The following is a 17,551-nucleotide window of genomic DNA, read 5'->3' on the forward strand; positions in this document are numbered from 1 at the left end:
GTGAGGGCTACTCGGCCGCCACACGGCCCTTGCCGTGTCTATCGGCCTTGTATTGCATGGCCACGGCCGGGGCCGGTTTGGTCGCACCGGTTTCCAGCCATTGGCGCATACGGCTGGCATCGGCGAAGTGGGTGTACTTGCCAAATGCATCGAGAATCACCATCGCCACAGGGCGGTTGTCCATGCGGGTCAACAGCACCAGGCAGTGCCCTGCCTCGTTGGTAAACCCCGTCTTGGTCAACTTGATGTCCCAGTTGCTCTTGTTGACCAGGTGGTCGGTGTTGCGGAAACCCAGGGTGTAGTTGGGCTTGCGGAAGGCCACCGTTTTTTCACGCGTGGTCGACAGGCTGCTGAGCATGGGGTACTTGCGCGACGCCATCAGCAGCTTGGTCAGGTCCCGAGCGGTGGAGACGTTCTGGGTGGACAGCCCGGTAGGCTCCACATAGCGTGTGTGGGCCATGCCCAGGCTGCGGGCCTTGGCATTCATTGCCTTGATGAACGCCGGGTAGCCACCGGGGTAGTGGTTGGCCAGGGTGGTGGCCGCACGGTTTTCCGATGACATCAGGGTAATCAGCAGGGTTTCGTGGCGGTTCAGTTCACTGCCCAGCCGCACCCGTGAATAAACGCCTCTCATCTCCGGGTTGTTGGCAATGGTCATGGTCAGCATTTCGTCCATCGGCTGCTTCGCGTCAAGCACCACCATCGCCGTCATCAACTTGGTGACCGAAGCGATGGGCAGCACCCGGTCTGGATGGCTTGAATACAGTTCCTGATTGGTGTTCAGGTCGATCAGCAACGCGCTGCCCGATGCCAGGTGCAGTTTGGCAGGGTCGCGCTGAAGTTGGGCGTGAGGCTGAGCGGCAGCAGCAATCGACGTGTGGGTTGCGGTACCTGTGAGCAACAGCAGCAGGCTGAGGATGGACAGGGTTGTTTTCACGTTGTGACTCACTAATGGTTGGTATGTCGTTGGCTGTGCGAGGGTTTTTCCCAGAACCGGCGCATTCTGGAGTATGGCTGAACAGCTGTCGAATGCCTTATTCCAAAAGGGCGCAAGGTGAAGAGAATTTAATCCGGGCCGCAAGGCGGTCCCCAATCATATGATTACGCACTCGCCCTCGGCCGCCTTGCCCAGGCGTGCGCTGAACGGGGCGCTGATGGTGCAGCGCAACCCTTCGACGTGGTAGGCAAATTCTGCCTTCCCATCGAACGCATTGCGCAAGCTGCCGTGAATCATCAGCGAACCGTACCCTTTGCGCTGGGGAGGGCTGACCGGCGGGCCATTATGTTCCTGCCATGCGAACCTGAATTGGCAGCCTTCTTCGGCATGGTCTTCCAGGTGCCAGCGGATAGTCGCCGCGCCCCCAGGCTGGGAGAATGCCCCGTACTTGGCGGCGTTGGTTGCCAGTTCGTGCAAAACCAACGCCAATGCGGAGGCAGCCTCGGGCGCCAGGATGATGTCAGGGCCCGAGTAGCAGCCTGCCGTCTCTGCCATATACGGGGCCAGGGTTTCAGCCAGCAACTCAGTGAGGCGCGATGATTTGTCGGCCAATGCCAACGCGTGAGCTTTCTGCATCATCAACAAGCGGTTGTCCAGCGTTCTACGAAACTGCGGGAACTCCGGGTAGTGCCTCGCTGTGAGCACCGCGACCGCACCGATGGTGCTGAACAGGTTTCTCATGCGGTGATCGAGTTCCGCGATAAGTATCCGGTTAGCCTCCTGGGTGCGGCTGTAGGCACACAGTTGCGCACACAGCCGTGAAGCGCAGGTGATGGCGTGGCGCTGCTCGGGATTGAGTGGCCTCTGCGGGTCGTAGATGACGGCCAGCGTACCCTGCACATCGCCCTCTTTGCTCAAGGCAGGGAATGAGGCCAGCGCCAGCAAGCGGTGCTGGTGAAACAGGTTTTTCCATTCGGGAGAAAAACGCGCATCGGTGGCGACTTCAGGCACCTCTATGACCTTGCCACTTAAAATCGCCAGGCCGCAGGAGCCGCGCTTGCCGGTAATCGGGTTGCCCACCAATTGTTTGCTGAAGTCGGCCGGTACGCTTGGGAAGAGCGAGTACCGAAAGGTTTTACCCGGCTTGTCGAGGATGTTGACACCCACATGGCTGCCGGGAATACCCGCAGCCAGGGCAATGACCAAGGCTTCGAGCAGCGGCAGAATCGAACCGCCCCTGGCCATGACATCCACGGCTCTATCACGAAAATCATCGACCAATGCGGTCATATGCAGGAAGCCTCGTCCGGAAATACCAACGCTGTTCGTCAGCGGAGGGACGAATGCTCAGCCTTGGAAGGTTACCGCTTTTTGGTACTGGCCGCAGTAGCGATGAAAACGGCGTGCACCGAGCCGCAAAAAAAGAGCCCGCACGAAGGCGGGCAACAAGGGAGGGAGCAACGCATGAAATGGGGTGTCATGCCAACAACGTGCCGGGTTGCAACTGCTCGGCCAGCGCTTTGGCAGATGCCAGGCTAGGCAACGGACCACTCACCGCTTCGCCGTTGCGTATCAGGTACCAGCAGGCCAACAGGCCCTGCTCCCGCAGCGGGGTAGGCACTGCGCTGCCGACAACGGACATGATCTGGATAGTGGCCATGGGTGCCTCCTGTGGAACATGGCTCTACCTTAGCCATCAGCGCGTGGCATGAGAAATCAACGTGCTCAATAGTCGTTATCAGTTCTTTCAACCTTACCAGCGGGGTGGGCCGTAATAGACCGGTGGCGGGCCATAGTAGGCTCGGTAGCCCGGTGGCGGCGGTGGCGGGGCGGGCGCGTAGTAAGGCTGGTAGTAGACCGGCTGGGGCGGTGGCTGTACGTAAACCGGTGGCGGCGCGTAGTACACGGGCGGGCGTTCGACGTAAACGGTGCGGTCATGGCCGCCGTAGGCCGTTGCGCCGATCACTGCACCGACCACAGCGGCACCCAGCAGGGGCCCGGGCCCGGCCCAACCGCGACCATGGGCAGCAGCGGGCCCGCTGATGGCCAAGGCGCCGGCCAGCAGTGCGATTGCGGCAATATTACGGTTCATGGAGCAACCTCATGGAAAACCCCGAGTCGGGGCCTGCTTACTATGACTCGGCCTCCGGTCTGCTGTGTATGGGGGAAGGGTAAAGGTTGTGTAAGGGGCGACAAATGGAGCGCTCTGGTACGCTGCTCAATCGTTTTACTCATGACCGAGGAGCAGCCATGTCCACCACCCCCAGCAGGGATACCGTACTGTGCATTTCCCTGGCAGGCCGCCCTGGCACCTTTGGTGTGCGCTTTCATAACCACCTGTATCAACAGCTCGGCCTGGACTTCTACTACAAGGCCATGCGCACCGATGACCTGCCAGCGGCGGTGGCGGGTATCCGCGCACTGGGCATTCGCGGGTGTGGGGTCTCCATGCCCTACAAAGAAGCCTGCATGGCGCTCGTGGATGAGATCGACCCTTCCGCAGCCGCCATCGAGTCGGTCAACACGCTGGTGAACACCGACGGCCACCTGAAGGCCTACAACACCGATTACATGGCCGTGCGCCAGTTGCTAAGCCAGCATCAGGTCGACCCTTGTACCGCGTTTGCCTTGCGCGGCAGCGGCGGCATGGCCAAGGCAGTGGCCAGCGCCCTGCGCGATGCAGGCTTTACCGAAGGCATCATCGTCGCCCGCAACGAGCAGGCGGGCCGACAGTTGGCGGATGTTTGCGGCTATCGCTGGCTGCCCGAACTGGGCGACCTGTGCCCACCGATGCTGGTGAACGTTACACCGGTGGGCATGGCCGGCGGCCCGGAGGCCCATCAGCTGGCATTCAGCGAAGACGCCATCGCTGCGGCCGAGCGGGTCTTCGACGTGGTCGCGATGCCTGCGCAAACGCCACTCATCAGCCGCGCCCAAGCGTTGGGCAAGCCGGTCATTACCGGCCTGGAGGTGATCGCCCTGCAGGCGCTGGAGCAGTTTGTGCTGTACACCGGTGTGAGGCCCACGCACAGCCAGGTGCAGGCAGCGGTGGCTTACGCCAGGGAGGCCTGATGCCCGATCACGGTGCCTCAGAACACCTGCTGCCCATCGTCCAGCTGGCGATCGACCAGTGCGCGACCGTGAGCCAGCGATACGTGCTGGGCATTGCCAAGGTCGGAGAAAAACTGCATCGGCATCGACAGACGTCTGCTCATATGCCCATCAGGGGCAGTAATCAGGCAGCCGGCGCTGTAGGGCAGGGGCGAGTCGGGGTGGGGCATCACACTGGCGGTGATGATGTGCTGGCGGTATTCACAGTGCAGGGATTGCATGGTCAGTACCTCGCTGTGGCAGGTGAAGCCTTCACTTCATATACCACAGCGGGGCGCCCGGGGGCCTTGGCCCGACGAGCGAGCCCGGCAGGGCCTCAGCCCTTGAGGTCGGTGGGCTGGATCACTTCAACCCAGTAGCCATCAGGGTCCTTGATGAAGGCCAGGTGGTTCATGCGGCCATCCTGCAAGCGCTTCTGGAAGGGTACGCCCAGGGCTTCGAAGCGTGCACAGGCGACACGGACATCCGGTACCGAGACGCAGATATGGCCGAAACCCCGTGGGTCGGTATTGCCATCGTGATAGGCAAAGCCGACATCGCTTTCAGTGCCGTGGTTGTGAGTGAGCTCGAGTACACCCGGGATCGATTTCATCCACTGGTGGCGTGCGTGGTCATCTTCGGGAATGTGCTGTGGATCGACCAGGGCTAGGAAGTACAGGCTGAATTCGGCCTCGGGAAAATCGCGCTTGTCCACTAGGCGGAAGCCCAGTACACGGGTGTAGAAGTCCAGCGATTTCTGGATGTCCTTGACCCGCAGCATGGTGTGGTTGAACACGAACTGGGCGGTGGCAGTATCGGGTTGGGCGGTCACGCCCGGCAGGGTTTGCAGATCGTGCAGGCTCATGTGTACTCCTGAGACGGGCCGGGAGTGGTACCCCGGCAAAACGGACAGGCTGCCCATAATACGGCAGTGAATCGATTGCGCAAATAAAACGCCCTGCACGGGGCAGGGCGTTGGAATTAGAGGCCCGCGTGTGCGGGCGCTTGATGGGGTCGCTAATCCTTTAGCTGTGTTGATGATGCCCCCGGCGGTGTGAAAAATGTGTGAAGCAGGCGTTCATGTTTCATCATCATTTGTCAAAACCACCTGCGCATCGCACGCTATGCTCGCGCTTACGAATCCGCGAATCAAACACTCTGGAAGGCGTACCTGTGAAAGAAGTCTTGCTCATTGGCATAGGCCCAGGCGACCCCGCCCAGGTCACGTACCAGGCAGTCACCGCCCTGCGCCGCGCCAGCGTGTTCTTCATCATGGACAAAGGCCCTGACAAGCAAGACCTGTTGCACCTGCGCAAACGCATCCTCGAACGCTACCGCCCAGAGGGCGGCTACCGCCTGGTACAAATGCCCGACCCTACACGGGAAGGCAACCCAGCCGACTACGTGGGCGCCGTGCGTGATTGGCACCGCGAGCGCGCCACCGTCTATGCCACGTTGATCGAGCAACACATCGCTGCGGGCGAGTGCGGCGCCTTCCTGTCATGGGGCGAGCCAACCCTGTACGACAGCACGCTGCGTATTTTAACGCGGGTGCGCGAGCAGGGCGTGGAGCTGCAGGTGCACGTCATCCCTGGTATCAGCAGCGTGCAAGTGCTGGCAGCCCGTCATCAGATAACCCTCAACCGCATCGGCGAGCCTCTGGTGATACTGCCCGGGCGGCAATTGGCGGGGGTCGATCGAATTGACAACGTGGTAGTCATGCTCGATGGCCAGTGCGCATTCGCCACCCTGAATGACCCGGCCCTTACGATCTACTGGGGCGCCTACCTGGGCACCGAGGACGAATTACTGGTCGCCGGCCCTCTGGAGGCCGTCAAAGCGCGCATCCTTGAACTGCGGGCCGGCGCGCGGCGTCGCAAAGGCTGGATCATGGACACGTACCTGTTGCGACGCGAAACAGCGGGCGAAACCTATTAACCCTCGTCCCCCGCACCTGGGCCCACGATCGCGGCCACCTTGTCCCGGAGCTGATCGATGCTGAACGGCTTGCTGATCCGGTGCATGCCCTCCGGCAGATCGAAGCTGTCGGCATAGCCACTGGCGAACATGATGTTGAGTACCGGGCGCAAGCCCCGCGCACGGGCCGCCAGCTCTTCACCCCGAATGTCCGGCAAACCCACATCGGTTATCATCAGGTCCAGGTGCTGGTTAGCGTCCTCGAGTACTCGCAGGGCAGACGTTGCGTCTTCTGCCTCGATAATCTCGTAGCCGAGTTCTTCGAGCACATCGACCATCAGCATGCGTACGATGTCGTCGTCTTCGACTACCAGAAGGGGCATGGTTGGGATCCTGTCGTTAATAGTGTCTCTAATCTGTAAGCTGAAGGGCCCCAGAAGTTCCCGAGGATACCTTTCTCATCAATTAGATGGAACGATTGGCGCAGGCATCTTTCAAATACTGGCTAAATGCCCCGCCCTGACCGACCAGGCAGGATTTGCTTCACGCACGCGGTGGCTCACAATAACGAATGATCGGCCATGGCCTACATGGACGTTAATTGCTCGGGCGTTATCACATGATTCAAGCAGCCTCGATGGACCAACGCAGCTTTCGCAGGCTGCTGAGCCGCAATATTGGCCTGCCACTGGGCCTGGGCCTGCTGGGCGCCGTGGCGTTCGTTGCCGTGATCAACTATTTGCTCTCGGCCATGCAGTGGGTGGAGCACACCGACCGGGTGATCAGCGACGCCAACGAGACACAGAAGCTGTCCATCGACATGGAAACCGGCATGCGCGGGTTTCTGATCAGTGGTGACGAGCGTTTCCTGGACCCATACGAAGTGGCCAAGCCGCGTATCTTCAACAGCCTGCAGGGGCTGCGCGGGCTTGTGGAAGACAACCCGCTGCAAGTCGCCCGGATTGATCGGCTGATCGCGCTGCAGCGTGCCTGGAACGATTTTGGCGCCGAGATGATCAGCCTGCGGCGCGGCGAGGGTGACTACCGCGATATGATCGGCAAAGGCCGCGGCAAGCGCCTGACCGATGAAATCCGCCGGGAGTTCGAGGACTTGATCGGTGCAGAACAGCAACTGCGCCTGACGCGTAACGAGTCGGTCAGCACCATTACCGTTACCTCCATTGCCGCCTTCATTATTCTGCTTATCGGGCTCAGCGCGCTGCTCGCCTACCTGGGCCGCCGCGACCTGATTGCGCTTTCCAGCAATTACGACCAGAACCTGCGGGCGCAGCAACGTGCCGCTGAGCGGCTGGAACATCAGGCGTGGCTGCGCAATGGCCAGACGCAACTGGCTCAGCAGGTGCTTGGGCAGCTGACACTGCCCATGCTGGGTGACAACATCCTGCGCTTTTTCGCCTCTTATCTGGGCAGCGTGGTGGGCGCGGTTTATGTGCGCGACGAGCACGGCAACCTGGTGCGTGTCGCCAGTTATGGCCTGGGCGCCGATGAGCAGGCGCGTGAGCAGCGCCTGGGCGACCATCACGGGTTGCTGGCGCAGGCGGTGCGCGAAGAGCGCATCATCCGCCTGGACGATCTGCCCCAGGATTACTACCGGCTCGCTTCCGGGTTGGGCAGTGGCCTGCCGCGCAGTGGCCTGATCGTGCCGGCTACCGAGGACGGCCTGGTCAACGGCGTCATCGAGCTGGGCTTGTTGCGGCCGCTCCAGGAGCGTGACGCCGAGATGCTCGAGCGCGTGGCTGGCAACCTGGGCATGTCCATCGAAACCGCCCGCTACCGCCAGCGCCTGCAGGAAGTACTGGCCGAAACCCAACAGCTCAACGAAGAACTGCAAGTGCAGCAGGAAGAGCTGAAAACGGCCAACGAAGAACTCGAAGAACAGTCGCGCGTGCTCAAGGAATCGCAGGCCTACCTGGAAACCCAGCAAGCGGAACTTGAGCAAACCAACGAGCAGTTGTCCGACCGCACCGACGCCCTGGACCTCAAGAACGAGGAACTCAGCCGTGCCCAGGCCGAGTTGCAGGCCCGCGCCGACGAGTTGCAGCGCTCGAGCAAATACAAGTCCGAGTTCCTGGCCAACATGTCCCACGAACTGCGCACCCCGCTCAACAGTTCGCTGATTCTGGCCAAACTGCTGGCAGAGAACGGTGAAGGCAACCTCAGCCAGGAGCAGGTCAAGTTCGCCGAGTCCATCTATTCGGCGGGCAATGACCTGCTCAACCTGATCAACGACATTCTCGACATCGCCAAGGTCGAGGCTGGCAAGCTCGAAGTGCGACCCGAAACCACCCACGTCGAGCGCCTGGTCGAAGGTTTGCGCGATATGTTCAGGCCGCTGGCCGGTCAGAAAGGCCTGGCGTTCGAGGTCACCGCCGACGCCCAGGTCCCGGCCACCCTCTTTACGGACCGCCAGCGCCTGGAGCAGATCCTCAAGAACCTGCTGTCCAACGCCATCAAGTTTACCGAGCGCGGCCAGGTCAGCCTGAACATCGGCCACACGCCTGGCACGGGCATCACGTTCACCGTGCGCGATACCGGTATAGGCATCGCCGGCGACCAGCAGCAGGCGATTTTCGGCGCATTCCACCAGGTGGATGGCACCAGCAACCGCCGCTACGGCGGCACGGGCCTCGGGCTGTCGATTTCCCGTGACCTTGCCCACCTGCTGGGTGGGCAGATTACCGTCGAGAGCACGCCCGGCAAGGGCAGTGTGTTCAGTCTGACGCTGCCGGAGCACCATGATGGCGTTGAGCAGCAGTTCCAGCCCCTGAGCCTGCGCCCGGCAGCAGAGCCAGTACCCCTGGCACCCGTGCCATCCGCCCTCGCGCCCAAGGCGCCGCCGCTGGCCTTCACCGATGACCGCGAGCGTGCGCCGTTCGCCAACCGCTGCATCCTGGTGATCGAAGATGAGCCGAATTTCGCGCGCATCCTGTTCGACCTGGCCCATGAACTGGGCTACAGCTGCCTGGTGGCCCATGGCGCCGACGAAGGCTTCGAGCTGGCCGCACGGTTCATCCCCGACGCCATCCTGCTCGACATGCGCCTGCCGGACCACTCTGGGCTCACGGTGCTGCAGCGCCTCAAGGAGCAGGCCAATACCCGGCACATCCCGGTACACATCATTTCGGTGGAGGACCGTGTAGAGGCGGCCATGCACATGGGCGCGGTGGGCTATGCGGTCAAACCCACCAGCCGTGAGGAACTCAAGGAAGTGTTCGCCCGGCTGGAGGCCAAGCTCACCCAGAAACTCAAGCACATCCTGCTGGTGGAAGACGACGACCTGCAGCGCGAGAGCATCGCCCGCCTCATTGGCGACGACGATGTCGAGATCACTGCAGTGGGCATGGCGCAGGAGGCGCTGGCACTGCTGCGCGAGAACATCTACGACTGCATGATCATCGACCTCAAGCTGCCAGACATGTTGGGCAACGAACTGCTCAAGCGCATGACGGCAGAAGACATCCGCTCGTTCCCGCCGGTCATCGTCTACACCGGCCGCAACCTCACCCGCGAGGAAGAGGCCGACCTGCTCAAGTACTCGCGCTCGATCATCATCAAGGGCGCACGCTCGCCGGAGCGTTTGCTCGACGAGGTGACGCTGTTCCTGCACAAGGTCGAATCGCAGCTCTCCCATGAGCGCCAGCGCATGCTCAAGACCGCGCGCAGCCGCGACAAGGTGTTCGAAGGCCGCAAGATCCTGCTGGTGGACGACGATGTGCGCAACATCTTCGCCCTGACCAGCGCCCTGGAGCACAAGGGTGCCATCGTCGAGATTGGCCGCAACGGGCGTGAAGCCATCGAGCGCCTTGAGCAGCATGAAGACATCGACCTGGTGCTGATGGATGTGATGATGCCGGAAATGGATGGCTTCGAGGCCACCCGGTTGATCCGCCAGCAACCGCGCTGGCGCAAGCTGCCGATCATCGCCGTGACCGCCAAGGCCATGAAGGATGACCAGCACCGCTGCCTGCAGGCAGGTGCCAACGACTACCTGGCCAAACCCATCGACCTGGACCGCCTGTTCTCGTTGATCCGCGTATGGCTACCGCAACTGGAGCGAATTTGAGTAGCGAACGTAACACCGACATTGAAATCCGTTTGCTGATCGAGGCGATCTACCTCAAGTACAGCTACGATTTCCGCAATTATTCCGGCGCTTCGATCAAGCGCAGGATCCTGCATGCCTTGCGCCAGTTCGACTGCCATACCGTCTCGGCACTGCAGGAGCGTGTGCTGCACGACCCGAGCATGTTCATGCAGTTGTTGCAGTACCTGACGATCCCGGTCAGTGAGATGTTCCGAGACCCCGGCCACTTCCTGGCCTTGCGCCAGGAGGTGGTGCCGTTGCTGCACACCTGGCCATCGATCAAGGTGTGGATCGCGGGTTGCAGCACCGGTGAAGAGGTGTATTCCATGGCCATCCTGCTGCGCGAGGAAGGCCTGCTGGAGCGCACCATCATCTATGCCACCGACATCAACCCCCGTTCGCTGGAAAAAGCCAAGCAAGGCATCTATTCCATGCAGAGCATGCGTGAATACGCCGAGAACTACCGGCTGGCGGGTGGGCGCCGGGACTTCGCCGAGTACTACACGGCAGCCTATGGCAACGCGATCATGGACAGCACCTTGCGCGAGCAGGTGACCTTTGCCGATCACAGCCTGGCCACCGACAGCGTGTTTTCCGAAACCCACCTGGTCTCGTGCCGCAATGTGCTGATCTATTTCGACAAGGCGTTGCAGGACCGCGCCCTGGGCCTGTTCCATGAATCGTTGTGCCACCGCGGCTTTCTGGTGCTGGGCAGCAAGGAGTCGATTGACTTTTCTGCCTACGGTCAGCGCTTCGAACCCTGGGTTCGGCCCGAACGGATTTACCGCAAGCTATGAAGGGTATCCGTGCTGTGGTAATTGGCGCCTCGGCAGGCGGCGTGACAGCGCTGTTCAAGGTGCTGGGCGGGCTGCCGGCCGACATGGCAGTGTCGGTCCTATGCCTGCTGCACTTGCCGCACAACCGCGAAAGCCACCTGGCCGATGTGTTGCAACGCCGCCTTGGCCGGCCGGTGTGCGAAGCGCGTGACAAGCAGCCTGTGCAGCCGGGGGCGATCTACGTGGCCGGCCCTGGCTACCACCTGTCGGTAGAGCGTGACCTGACCCTGTCGCTGAGCCAGGAGCCCCCGCGGCATTTTTCCAGGCCTTCCATCGACTACCTTTTCATGTCGGCAGCGGATGCCTATGGCGAAAGCCTGCTGGGTATACTGCTCACCGGTGCCAATGAAGACGGCGCCGAAGGGCTGGCCTACATCAAGAACAGCGGCGGCCGGACCATCGTTCAGGACCCCCGCGACGCACAGGTTGCGCTGATGCCGGAGGCCGCCCTGGCCCTGCACAGGCCTGACCATATTCTTCCTCTGAGCGGCATCGAGCAGTTGCTCGCAACCCTGGAACCCAGCGTATGCTAAGCCACACCATCGCCAAATTGCTGATCGTCGATGATTTGCCGGAGAACCTGCTCGCCCTCGACGCCCTGATCCAGGGCGAGGACCGTGAGGTGCACCAGGCACAGTCCGCCGAAGCCGCATTGTCGCTGTTGCTCGAGCACGAGTTCGCCCTGGCGATCCTGGATGTGCAGATGCCCGGCATGAATGGGTTCGAGCTGGCCGAACTGATGCGTGGCACGGAGAAAACCCGCAACATTCCGATCGTGTTCGTGACCGCAGCCGGGCGCGAGATGGACTATGCCTTCAAGGGCTATGAAAGCGGGGCAGTGGACTTTCTCTACAAGCCGCTGGATACCTTCGCGGTGAAGAGCAAGGTCTCGGTGTTCGTCGACCTTTACCGCCAGCGCAAGGTGCTGGACCGGCAGTTGCAGGCGCTGGAGCGCAGCCGTCAGGAGCAGGAACAGCTGCTCGGCCAGTTGCAGGCTGCGCGTGGGGAGCTTGAGCGTGCCGTGCGCATGCGTGACGACTTCATGTCGATCGTATCCCACGAAGTACGCACTCCGCTCAACGGCCTGATTCTGGAAACCCAGCTGCGCAAGCTGCACCTGGCGCGCGGCAACCTCGATGCCTTCAGCCACGACAAGCTCCAGGCCATGGTCGAGCGCGATGAACGGCAGATCAACAGCCTGATCCGCTTGATTGAAGACATGCTCGACGTTTCGCGCATCCGCACCGGCAAACTGTCCCTGCGCCCGAAGGCATTCGACCTGTGCCAGCTGGTGCGTGGGCTGGCGGAAAACTTCGCTGCCCAGGCCGCTGCGCTGGACACGTGTATCGAGCTGCAGTGCCCTGGGCATATGCACGGTGAGTGGGACGAATTTCGGATTGAACAAGTACTGGCCAACCTGTTGTCCAATGCTTTGCGTTATGGCGAACGCAAACCTGTGCAGGTTCGGGTGTTTCAGGAGGACGACATGGCGTGCGTCCAGGTTCAGGACCACGGCATCGGTATTGGTGCCGCCAACCAGCGGCGCATCTTCCAGCAGTTCGAGCGGGTGGCGACGCAGCAGGCCACAGGCGGGCTGGGGTTGGGGTTGTACATTTCCGACCAGATCGTACAGGCCCATGGCGGGCGTATAGTGGTGGAAAGCGAGGAGGGCGAAGGTGCCACCTTCACCCTGCAATTACCGCTCGGTGAGCGAGAACAACAAAACGATCAGGTGCGGGCAACCTCTGCCTGAGCCTGGGGTCTGATGGCCAACTGCAAGAATTTCAAGGTTTCGATATGAGTGAAGATGCGCAAGATGTGGTGCTGGTGGTGGAAGATGAGCCGGCAATCCGCATGATTCTGCGGGACTACCTGGCCGGTGAGGGCTACCACGTGCTGGTGGCGGAAGACGGCGAGCAGGCGTTCGCCATTTTGGCGAGCAAGCCGCACCTCGACTTGATGGTGACCGACTTCCGCTTGCCTGGCGGCATTTCCGGTGTAGACATCGCCGAGCCCGCGGTAAAGTTGCGCCCGGACCTGAAGGTGATCTTCATCAGTGGCTACCCGGCGGAAATCCTTGAGTCTGGCAGCCCTATCGCGCGCAAGGCGCCGATTCTGGCCAAGCCATTCGACCTGAACACGTTGCGCGATCAGATCCAGAACCAGCTGTGCTGATGCAGGGCGGGGGTAACGTTGCCAAAAAGTGGGGTGCCTAAGCCAAGGCCCGCTCCAGCCCGCCCAGTACAATGCGTTCCATGAGGGCCAGGCCCTCGCGCTCGGGCAATGCCTGGAGCATGCCTGGCAATTGATTCAGCAACGTTGCCAACACCTGCGCGGTGGCCAGCAATGCCTGTTTGTTCAGCCTGGCCTGCGGTGCAATCAGCCGCAACAACTCCGCCTGATACCGTGAGCGCAACGCCGCCAGCTGTGCCTGCTGCGCCTCGTTGAGGCAGCACAGGTCACGCTCTGCCAGGCGGAACTGCAAGGGCCGCTCGGCATGCAATTGCCAGTGCGCCGCAACCAGGCAACTCAGCGCCGATGCCCCACGTGCCATCGCCTGGCGGCTTTGGCCAAGAGTGGCATGCAGCTCTTCGTACAGCTCCTCGATCAGGTCGAACAGCAGGTCCTGTTTGCTGTGGAAGTGATGATACAGCGAGCCGGCGCTCAGCCCGATGTGGGCGGCCAGTTCGCGCATGCTGACCTGGCCGAAGCCTTTTTCTGCGAACAGCGCCATGGCCCGGTCACGTCGCTCTTCAAAATTGGCACAGCGCAGCGCGGCATCGAGTGGGGGCATGGCGTATCGCCTCAGTAGGTGAAGAAGCCGCGGCCGCTCTTGCGCCCGAGCCAGCCCGCCGCAACCATTTCCCTTAACAGGGGGGCAGGGCGGTACTTGCTGTCGTTGAAGCCCTCATGGAAGGCCTCCATGATCGCCAGCAAGGTGTCCAGGCCGATCAGGTCAGCGAGTGCCAACGGGCCGATGGGTTGATTACAGCCCAGGCACATGCCCGTATCGATGTCTTCAGCACTGGCCAGGCCTTCCTGGCGCACGAAGATGGCTTCGTTGATCATCGGTACCAGAATACGGTTGACCACGAAGCCTGGGCGGTTACCGGCACTGATCGGGCGCTTGCCGAGCTTTTCGGTCAACAGCAGCGCCTGGGCGTAGGTGCCGTCGCTGGTCTGCAACCCGCGGATGATCTCCACCAGCGCCATCATGGGCACGGGGTTGAAGAAGTGCACCCCGATAAAGCGCTCCGGGCGCTCGATACTGGCGGCCAGCTGCGTTACCGAAAGCGACGAGGTGTTGGTGGCGATCACGCAGTCAGTGGCAACGTTGGCCGCCACTTGCTGGAGGATGCGCTGCTTGAGCTGCAGGTTTTCGGTGGCAGCCTCGATGACCAGCTGCGCAGTGCCAAGCCCGGCATAGTCGGTGGTGGTGCGGATACGGGCGCTGGCGGCGGCTGCCTGCTCGGCCGTCAGCGTGCCTTTGCTCACCTGGCGCTGCATGTTCTTGTTCAAGGTGGCGACACCGCGCTCCAGCGCCGCGTCAGCAACATCCACCAGCAAAACTGGGTAACCCGCTATGGCGCAGACCTGGGCGATCCCGTTGCCCATGGTGCCGGCGCCGATCACGGCGATGTGTTCGATGTTCATGGGGCAGCCCTGTTCAGACGCGTTCGAAGACGACGGCGATGCCTTGGCCGCCGCCGATGCACATGGTGGCCAGGGCGTAACGCCCCTGGATGCGTTGCAGTTCATGGATGGCCTTGGTGGCGATGATTGCCCCGGTCGCGCCCACGGGGTGGCCCAGGGAAATGCCCGAGCCATTGGGGTTGACCTTGTCCGGGTCCAGGCCCAGCTCACGGGCTACGGCGCAGGCCTGGGCAGCAAAGGCCTCGTTGGACTCGATCACATCCAGGTCTTGCACTTTGAGCCCCGTGCGCGCCAGCACATTGCGGGTGGCCGGGATCGGCCCCAGCCCCATCAGCGCCGGCTCTACACCCGCGTGGGCATAGCCCACCACACGCGCCAGCGGCGTAAGGCCCAGGCGCTTGACCGCATCGCCACTGGCCAGTACCAGGCCGGCAGCGCCATCGTTGATGCCGCTGGCGTTGCCCGCAGTGACCGAACCGTCTGGCTTGAACACGGGTTTCATCCCCGCCAGTTGTTCAGCTGTGACATCCCCGCGTACGTGCTCGTCAACGCTGAACTGCACCGTGCCTTTACGCGTTTTCAGCTCCAGCGGCACGATCTGGCCTGCAAAACGGCCCTCGGCGATGGCGCGGGCTGCGCGCTGCTGGCTGACCAGGGCGAGTTCATCTTGCATCTGCCGGGTGATGCCGCACTGGGTGGCGACGTTCTCGGCGGTAATACCCATGTGGAAGTGCTGGAACGGGTCCTGCAGTACCCCGATGGTGTAGTCGATGCCTTTCAGGTCCCCCATGCGCGCGCCCCAACGGGCCTGTGGCAACAGGTAAGGGCCGCGGCTCATGGACTCGGCGCCAGCGGCCACGGCCACCTCGGCATCGCCCAACAGCAGGCACTGGGCTGCCGAAACAATGGCCTGCAGGCCCGAACCACACAAGCGGTTGACGTTGAACGCCGGGGTTTCCTTCGGCAAGCCGGCGTTGATGGCCGCCACCCGCGCCAGGTAGGCATCGCGCGGTTCGGTGGGGATGACCGTACCCATCACCAGATGGCCAATATGTTCGGCTGCCACACCTGAGCGCTCGATGGCGGCCCGGGTAACCGTGCTGGCGAGGTCGGCCAACGGCAAGTCTTTCAGTGCGCCGCCAAAGCCACCGATGGCGGAACGGACGGCACTGACCACGTAGATTTCTTTGCTGCTCATGGGCGCTCCAGAAGCGAAAGCATGGCGGGACCGGCCCAGCCTCTGCGAGAATGGCCGGTGACCCGGGAGTGGGTCCGAGTCTAGGCAAAGGCACCGTTGCAGCCTATGCCGGAACTGTTCAGAACCCTTGGCGTTTTTTGCCACTCAGCATAGACAGCGAACACCACCATGCGCGATAGCGATTCGGTCGCCGTGTACTTCCTCAGCCCCATGCTGCACGCACTGCGCAACGACCCCACCGTGCGCGACTCATACCTGCGGGCGGCGGGCATCGACCCGCACGTGCTGCAGCAGCCGCAGGGGCGCGTGCCGGCCAAGGCAGTTGCCAGGCTGTGGCTGGCCCTGATCCAGCACCTGGACGACGAGTTCTTCTGCCTGGACAGCCATGGCATGCCGTTGGGCAGCTTTGCCCTGATCTGCCGGGGCTTGATCCTGGAGCCCAACCTGGAAAAAGCCCTGCGCCAGTGCCTGGCAGGGTTCGGCCTGTTCCTGCGTGACCTGCGCGGCAGCCTGAGCGTGCGCGGTGGCAGGGCGTTGCTAAGCGTGCAATCGAGCATCCCGGACCCTCTGACCCGCGTTTATGCCGAAGAAACCTACCTGGTACTGATGATTGGCATGCTCTGCTGGCTGGCCGGGCGGCGCATTGCCATCGACCGCACCGAACTGGCCGTCGGGCGCCCGGCTCAGGAGGACGACCTGCTGTTGTGGGGGCCGGACCTGCGGCTGGGCAGCGGGCGCACCGAAGTGGAGTTCGACAGTGGGTACCTGCAGTTGCCCGTGGTGCAGAACGTGGCTGCCCTCAAAACCTTTTTGCGCAGCGCACCTCAGGGCCTGGTGATCCGCTTTCGCAACCATGATGGCCTGGTCGCCAAGGTTTACCGCCATCTGCGTGCCCGGCGTCATGGGCAGTGGCCTACCCTGGCGGTGCTGGCGCAAGCGCAAGGCATCAGCGCCAGCACGTTCCGCCGTCAGTTGGAGCGTGAGGGCCGTTCGTACCAGCAGATCAAGGACGAAGTGCGCCGCGCCAGGGCCTTTGAGCATTTGCGCGAGGGCGTGCTGAGCATCGCCGAGATTGCCGAACAGGCCGGCTTCCAGGAGCCCAGCGCGTTCCACCGCGCTTTCAAGAAGTGGACTGGGCAGAGCCCGGGCAGCTACCGGGCGCTGCTCGCCCAGCACTGAAGCACCGGGTGGGCGGTCAGGCGGGTACCATCGCAAAGCCTACGCCGAACCTGTTCCAGGCATTGATGGTGGCAATGGCCAAAGTCAGGTTGACCACTTCGCCAGGCTCGAAATGGTCGTGCAGGGCTTCGTATTCGGCCTGCGGCGCACCGCGCTCCGGGAGCCGCGTCAGGCTCTCCACCCAGGCCAGGGCGGCCCGCTCGCGTGGCGTGAAGTAGGCGGTTTCCTGCCACACGCACAAGGTTTGCAGGCGCGCCTCGGTTTCGCCCGCCTGGCGCGCGTCGTTGGCATGCAGGTTGACGCAGTAGGCGCAGCCATTGATCTGCGAGGCGCGCAGGCGGATCAGTTCCAGCAGGTCGCTTTCCAGGCCACTACTGGCCAGGGCCTGCTCCAGGCCAAGCATGGCTTTACGGGCTTCGGGCGCGTGTTTGGCCCATTCGATTCGGTTGTGCACGGTAGCCTCCTGAGGCTGTGGAAGGGGCCTACACTAACGCCCCTCTACACGGCCCACGATAGCCAATCCCGACAATAACCCAGAGGCCAATTCACCACCGCTCTGTAGCAAAAAGCCATCCTGTGGGAGCGGGTTTACCCGCGAAGCAAGCACCGCGGTGTGTGGCACCGGCTTTGCCGGT

19 protein-coding genes are annotated in these 17,551 nt (G+C 62.4%); 8 read left to right on the plus strand and 11 right to left on the minus strand.

Annotated features, from left to right (window positions below; all coding sequences use genetic code 11):
- Positions 1-7: 7 nt before the first annotated feature.
- The 4 genes from pbpG to IAE38_RS14110 all read right to left on the minus strand — a co-directional run bounded on the left by pbpG (position 8) and on the right by IAE38_RS14110 (position 3,029).
- Positions 8-937, minus strand: a complete 930-nt coding sequence (gene pbpG, locus IAE38_RS14095) for a D-alanyl-D-alanine endopeptidase (RefSeq protein WP_201218074.1) — start codon at positions 935-937, stop codon at positions 8-10.
- A gap of 156 nt (positions 938-1,093) precedes the next feature.
- Positions 1,094-2,227 (minus strand): HWE histidine kinase domain-containing protein, encoded by a 1,134-nt coding sequence (locus tag IAE38_RS14100; RefSeq protein ID WP_201218075.1) that lies wholly within the window; start codon positions 2,225-2,227, stop codon positions 1,094-1,096.
- A 187-nt stretch (positions 2,228-2,414) separates the two neighbouring features.
- Positions 2,415-2,597 carry a hypothetical protein gene (locus IAE38_RS14105; protein ID WP_201218076.1) on the minus strand — a complete coding sequence of 61 codons (183 nt, stop codon included), beginning with the start codon at positions 2,595-2,597 and terminating at the stop codon, positions 2,415-2,417.
- Between the two features lie 93 nt (positions 2,598-2,690).
- The gene (locus IAE38_RS14110) at positions 2,691-3,029 is read right to left on the minus strand and encodes a hypothetical protein (protein ID WP_060481244.1); all 339 of its coding nucleotides are present in this window, start codon (positions 3,027-3,029) and stop codon (positions 2,691-2,693) included.
- 158 nt (positions 3,030-3,187) lie between these two features.
- Between IAE38_RS14110 and IAE38_RS14115 the strand changes: the two genes are divergently transcribed.
- Positions 3,188-4,009 (plus strand): shikimate 5-dehydrogenase, encoded by an 822-nt coding sequence (locus IAE38_RS14115; protein ID WP_201164132.1) that lies wholly within the window; start codon positions 3,188-3,190, stop codon positions 4,007-4,009.
- A 17-nt stretch (positions 4,010-4,026) separates the two neighbouring features.
- Here IAE38_RS14115 and IAE38_RS14120 read toward each other — a convergent pair whose 3' ends face one another.
- Together IAE38_RS14120 and gloA are read right to left on the minus strand one after the other, a co-directional pair.
- Positions 4,027-4,269, minus strand: a complete 243-nt coding sequence (locus IAE38_RS14120) for a hypothetical protein (protein WP_060481246.1) — start codon at positions 4,267-4,269, stop codon at positions 4,027-4,029.
- 95 nt (positions 4,270-4,364) lie between these two features.
- Positions 4,365-4,892, minus strand: a complete 528-nt coding sequence (gene gloA, locus IAE38_RS14125) for a lactoylglutathione lyase (protein WP_201218078.1) — start codon at positions 4,890-4,892, stop codon at positions 4,365-4,367.
- Between the two features lie 308 nt (positions 4,893-5,200).
- Between gloA and cobF the strand changes: the two genes are divergently transcribed.
- Positions 5,201-5,965 (plus strand): precorrin-6A synthase (deacetylating), encoded by a 765-nt coding sequence (cobF, locus tag IAE38_RS14130; protein WP_201218079.1) that lies wholly within the window; start codon positions 5,201-5,203, stop codon positions 5,963-5,965.
- Here cobF and IAE38_RS14135 read toward each other — a convergent pair.
- Positions 5,962-6,327, minus strand: coding sequence for a response regulator (locus IAE38_RS14135; RefSeq protein ID WP_060481248.1), 366 nt, complete (start codon positions 6,325-6,327; stop codon positions 5,962-5,964). The two genes, cobF and IAE38_RS14135, sit on opposite strands and share 4 nt — an antisense overlap.
- A gap of 236 nt (positions 6,328-6,563) precedes the next feature.
- Here IAE38_RS14135 and IAE38_RS14140 point away from each other — a divergent pair, with 236 nt between their 5' ends.
- From IAE38_RS14140 to IAE38_RS14160, 5 genes are read left to right on the plus strand one after another with little or no spacing between them, the layout of a single operon-like run.
- Positions 6,564-10,028 carry a response regulator gene (locus IAE38_RS14140; RefSeq protein ID WP_201218080.1) on the plus strand — a complete coding sequence of 1,155 codons (3,465 nt, stop codon included), beginning with the start codon at positions 6,564-6,566 and terminating at the stop codon, positions 10,026-10,028.
- Positions 10,025-10,846, plus strand: coding sequence for a CheR family methyltransferase (locus IAE38_RS14145; protein ID WP_201164135.1), 822 nt, complete (start codon positions 10,025-10,027; stop codon positions 10,844-10,846). Before IAE38_RS14140 ends, IAE38_RS14145 begins: the two co-directional genes overlap by 4 nt.
- On the plus strand, positions 10,843-11,418 hold the full coding sequence (locus IAE38_RS14150; protein WP_201164136.1) for a chemotaxis protein CheB: 576 nt from the start codon (positions 10,843-10,845) through the stop codon (positions 11,416-11,418). The genes IAE38_RS14145 and IAE38_RS14150 overlap by 4 nt, the downstream gene beginning before the upstream one ends.
- Positions 11,412-12,638, plus strand: a complete 1,227-nt coding sequence (locus IAE38_RS14155) for a hybrid sensor histidine kinase/response regulator (protein WP_201218081.1) — start codon at positions 11,412-11,414, stop codon at positions 12,636-12,638. The genes IAE38_RS14150 and IAE38_RS14155 overlap by 7 nt, the downstream gene beginning before the upstream one ends.
- 44 nt (positions 12,639-12,682) lie before the next feature.
- On the plus strand, positions 12,683-13,060 hold the full coding sequence (locus IAE38_RS14160) for a response regulator (RefSeq protein WP_028634402.1): 378 nt from the start codon (positions 12,683-12,685) through the stop codon (positions 13,058-13,060).
- A 37-nt stretch (positions 13,061-13,097) separates the two neighbouring features.
- On the opposite strand, the gene IAE38_RS14165 is transcribed toward IAE38_RS14160, so the two are convergent.
- The 3 genes from IAE38_RS14165 to IAE38_RS14175 are packed head-to-tail and all read right to left on the minus strand — an operon-like array spanning position 13,098 to position 15,737.
- On the minus strand, positions 13,098-13,679 hold the full coding sequence (locus IAE38_RS14165; protein WP_201218083.1) for a TetR/AcrR family transcriptional regulator: 582 nt from the start codon (positions 13,677-13,679) through the stop codon (positions 13,098-13,100).
- 11 nt (positions 13,680-13,690) lie between these two features.
- Positions 13,691-14,539, minus strand: coding sequence for a 3-hydroxybutyryl-CoA dehydrogenase (locus IAE38_RS14170; RefSeq protein ID WP_201164139.1), 849 nt, complete (start codon positions 14,537-14,539; stop codon positions 13,691-13,693).
- Positions 14,540-14,552: 13 nt separating this feature from the next.
- The gene (locus IAE38_RS14175) at positions 14,553-15,737 is read right to left on the minus strand and encodes an acetyl-CoA C-acyltransferase family protein (protein ID WP_201218084.1); all 1,185 of its coding nucleotides are present in this window, start codon (positions 15,735-15,737) and stop codon (positions 14,553-14,555) included.
- A gap of 168 nt (positions 15,738-15,905) precedes the next feature.
- On the opposite strand from IAE38_RS14175, the gene IAE38_RS14180 reads away from it, so the two are divergent.
- The gene (locus IAE38_RS14180) at positions 15,906-16,916 is read left to right on the plus strand and encodes an AraC family transcriptional regulator (protein WP_201164141.1); all 1,011 of its coding nucleotides are present in this window, start codon (positions 15,906-15,908) and stop codon (positions 16,914-16,916) included.
- Positions 16,917-16,932: 16 nt separating this feature from the next.
- Here IAE38_RS14180 and IAE38_RS14185 read toward each other — a convergent pair whose 3' ends face one another.
- Entirely contained in the window at positions 16,933-17,370 is a 438-nt protein-coding gene (locus IAE38_RS14185; RefSeq protein ID WP_201164142.1) for a carboxymuconolactone decarboxylase family protein, read from the minus strand.
- Positions 17,371-17,551: the final 181 nt, after the last annotated feature.

Source organism: Pseudomonas sp. S32 (assembly GCF_016648095.1).
Lineage (GTDB): Bacteria > Pseudomonadota > Gammaproteobacteria > Pseudomonadales > Pseudomonadaceae > Aquipseudomonas > Aquipseudomonas parafulva.

Bases quoted from the DNA above. Each gene is read 5' to 3' on its own strand.
- IAE38_RS14100 (WP_201218075.1), bottom strand. From the start codon at position 2,227: ATGACCGCATTGGTCGATGATTTTCGTGATAGAGCCGTGGATGTCATG.
- IAE38_RS14105 (WP_201218076.1), bottom strand. From the start codon at position 2,597: ATGGCCACTATCCAGATCATGTCCGTTGTCGGCAGCGCAGTGCCTACC.
- IAE38_RS14110 (WP_060481244.1), bottom strand. From the start codon at position 3,029: ATGAACCGTAATATTGCCGCAATCGCACTGCTGGCCGGCGCCTTGGCC.
- IAE38_RS14115 (WP_201164132.1), top strand. From the start codon at position 3,188: ATGTCCACCACCCCCAGCAGGGATACCGTACTGTGCATTTCCCTGGCA.
- IAE38_RS14120 (WP_060481246.1), bottom strand. From the start codon at position 4,269: ATGCAATCCCTGCACTGTGAATACCGCCAGCACATCATCACCGCCAGT.
- gloA (WP_201218078.1), bottom strand. From the start codon at position 4,892: ATGAGCCTGCACGATCTGCAAACCCTGCCGGGCGTGACCGCCCAACCC.
- IAE38_RS14135 (WP_060481248.1), bottom strand. From the start codon at position 6,327: ATGCCCCTTCTGGTAGTCGAAGACGACGACATCGTACGCATGCTGATG.
- IAE38_RS14140 (WP_201218080.1), top strand. From the start codon at position 6,564: ATGATTCAAGCAGCCTCGATGGACCAACGCAGCTTTCGCAGGCTGCTG.
- IAE38_RS14150 (WP_201164136.1), top strand. From the start codon at position 10,843: ATGAAGGGTATCCGTGCTGTGGTAATTGGCGCCTCGGCAGGCGGCGTG.
- IAE38_RS14155 (WP_201218081.1), top strand. From the start codon at position 11,412: ATGCTAAGCCACACCATCGCCAAATTGCTGATCGTCGATGATTTGCCG.
- IAE38_RS14160 (WP_028634402.1), top strand. From the start codon at position 12,683: ATGAGTGAAGATGCGCAAGATGTGGTGCTGGTGGTGGAAGATGAGCCG.
- IAE38_RS14165 (WP_201218083.1), bottom strand. From the start codon at position 13,679: ATGCCCCCACTCGATGCCGCGCTGCGCTGTGCCAATTTTGAAGAGCGA.
- IAE38_RS14170 (WP_201164139.1), bottom strand. From the start codon at position 14,539: ATGAACATCGAACACATCGCCGTGATCGGCGCCGGCACCATGGGCAAC.
- IAE38_RS14175 (WP_201218084.1), bottom strand. From the start codon at position 15,737: ATGAGCAGCAAAGAAATCTACGTGGTCAGTGCCGTCCGTTCCGCCATC.
- IAE38_RS14180 (WP_201164141.1), top strand. From the start codon at position 15,906: ATGCGCGATAGCGATTCGGTCGCCGTGTACTTCCTCAGCCCCATGCTG.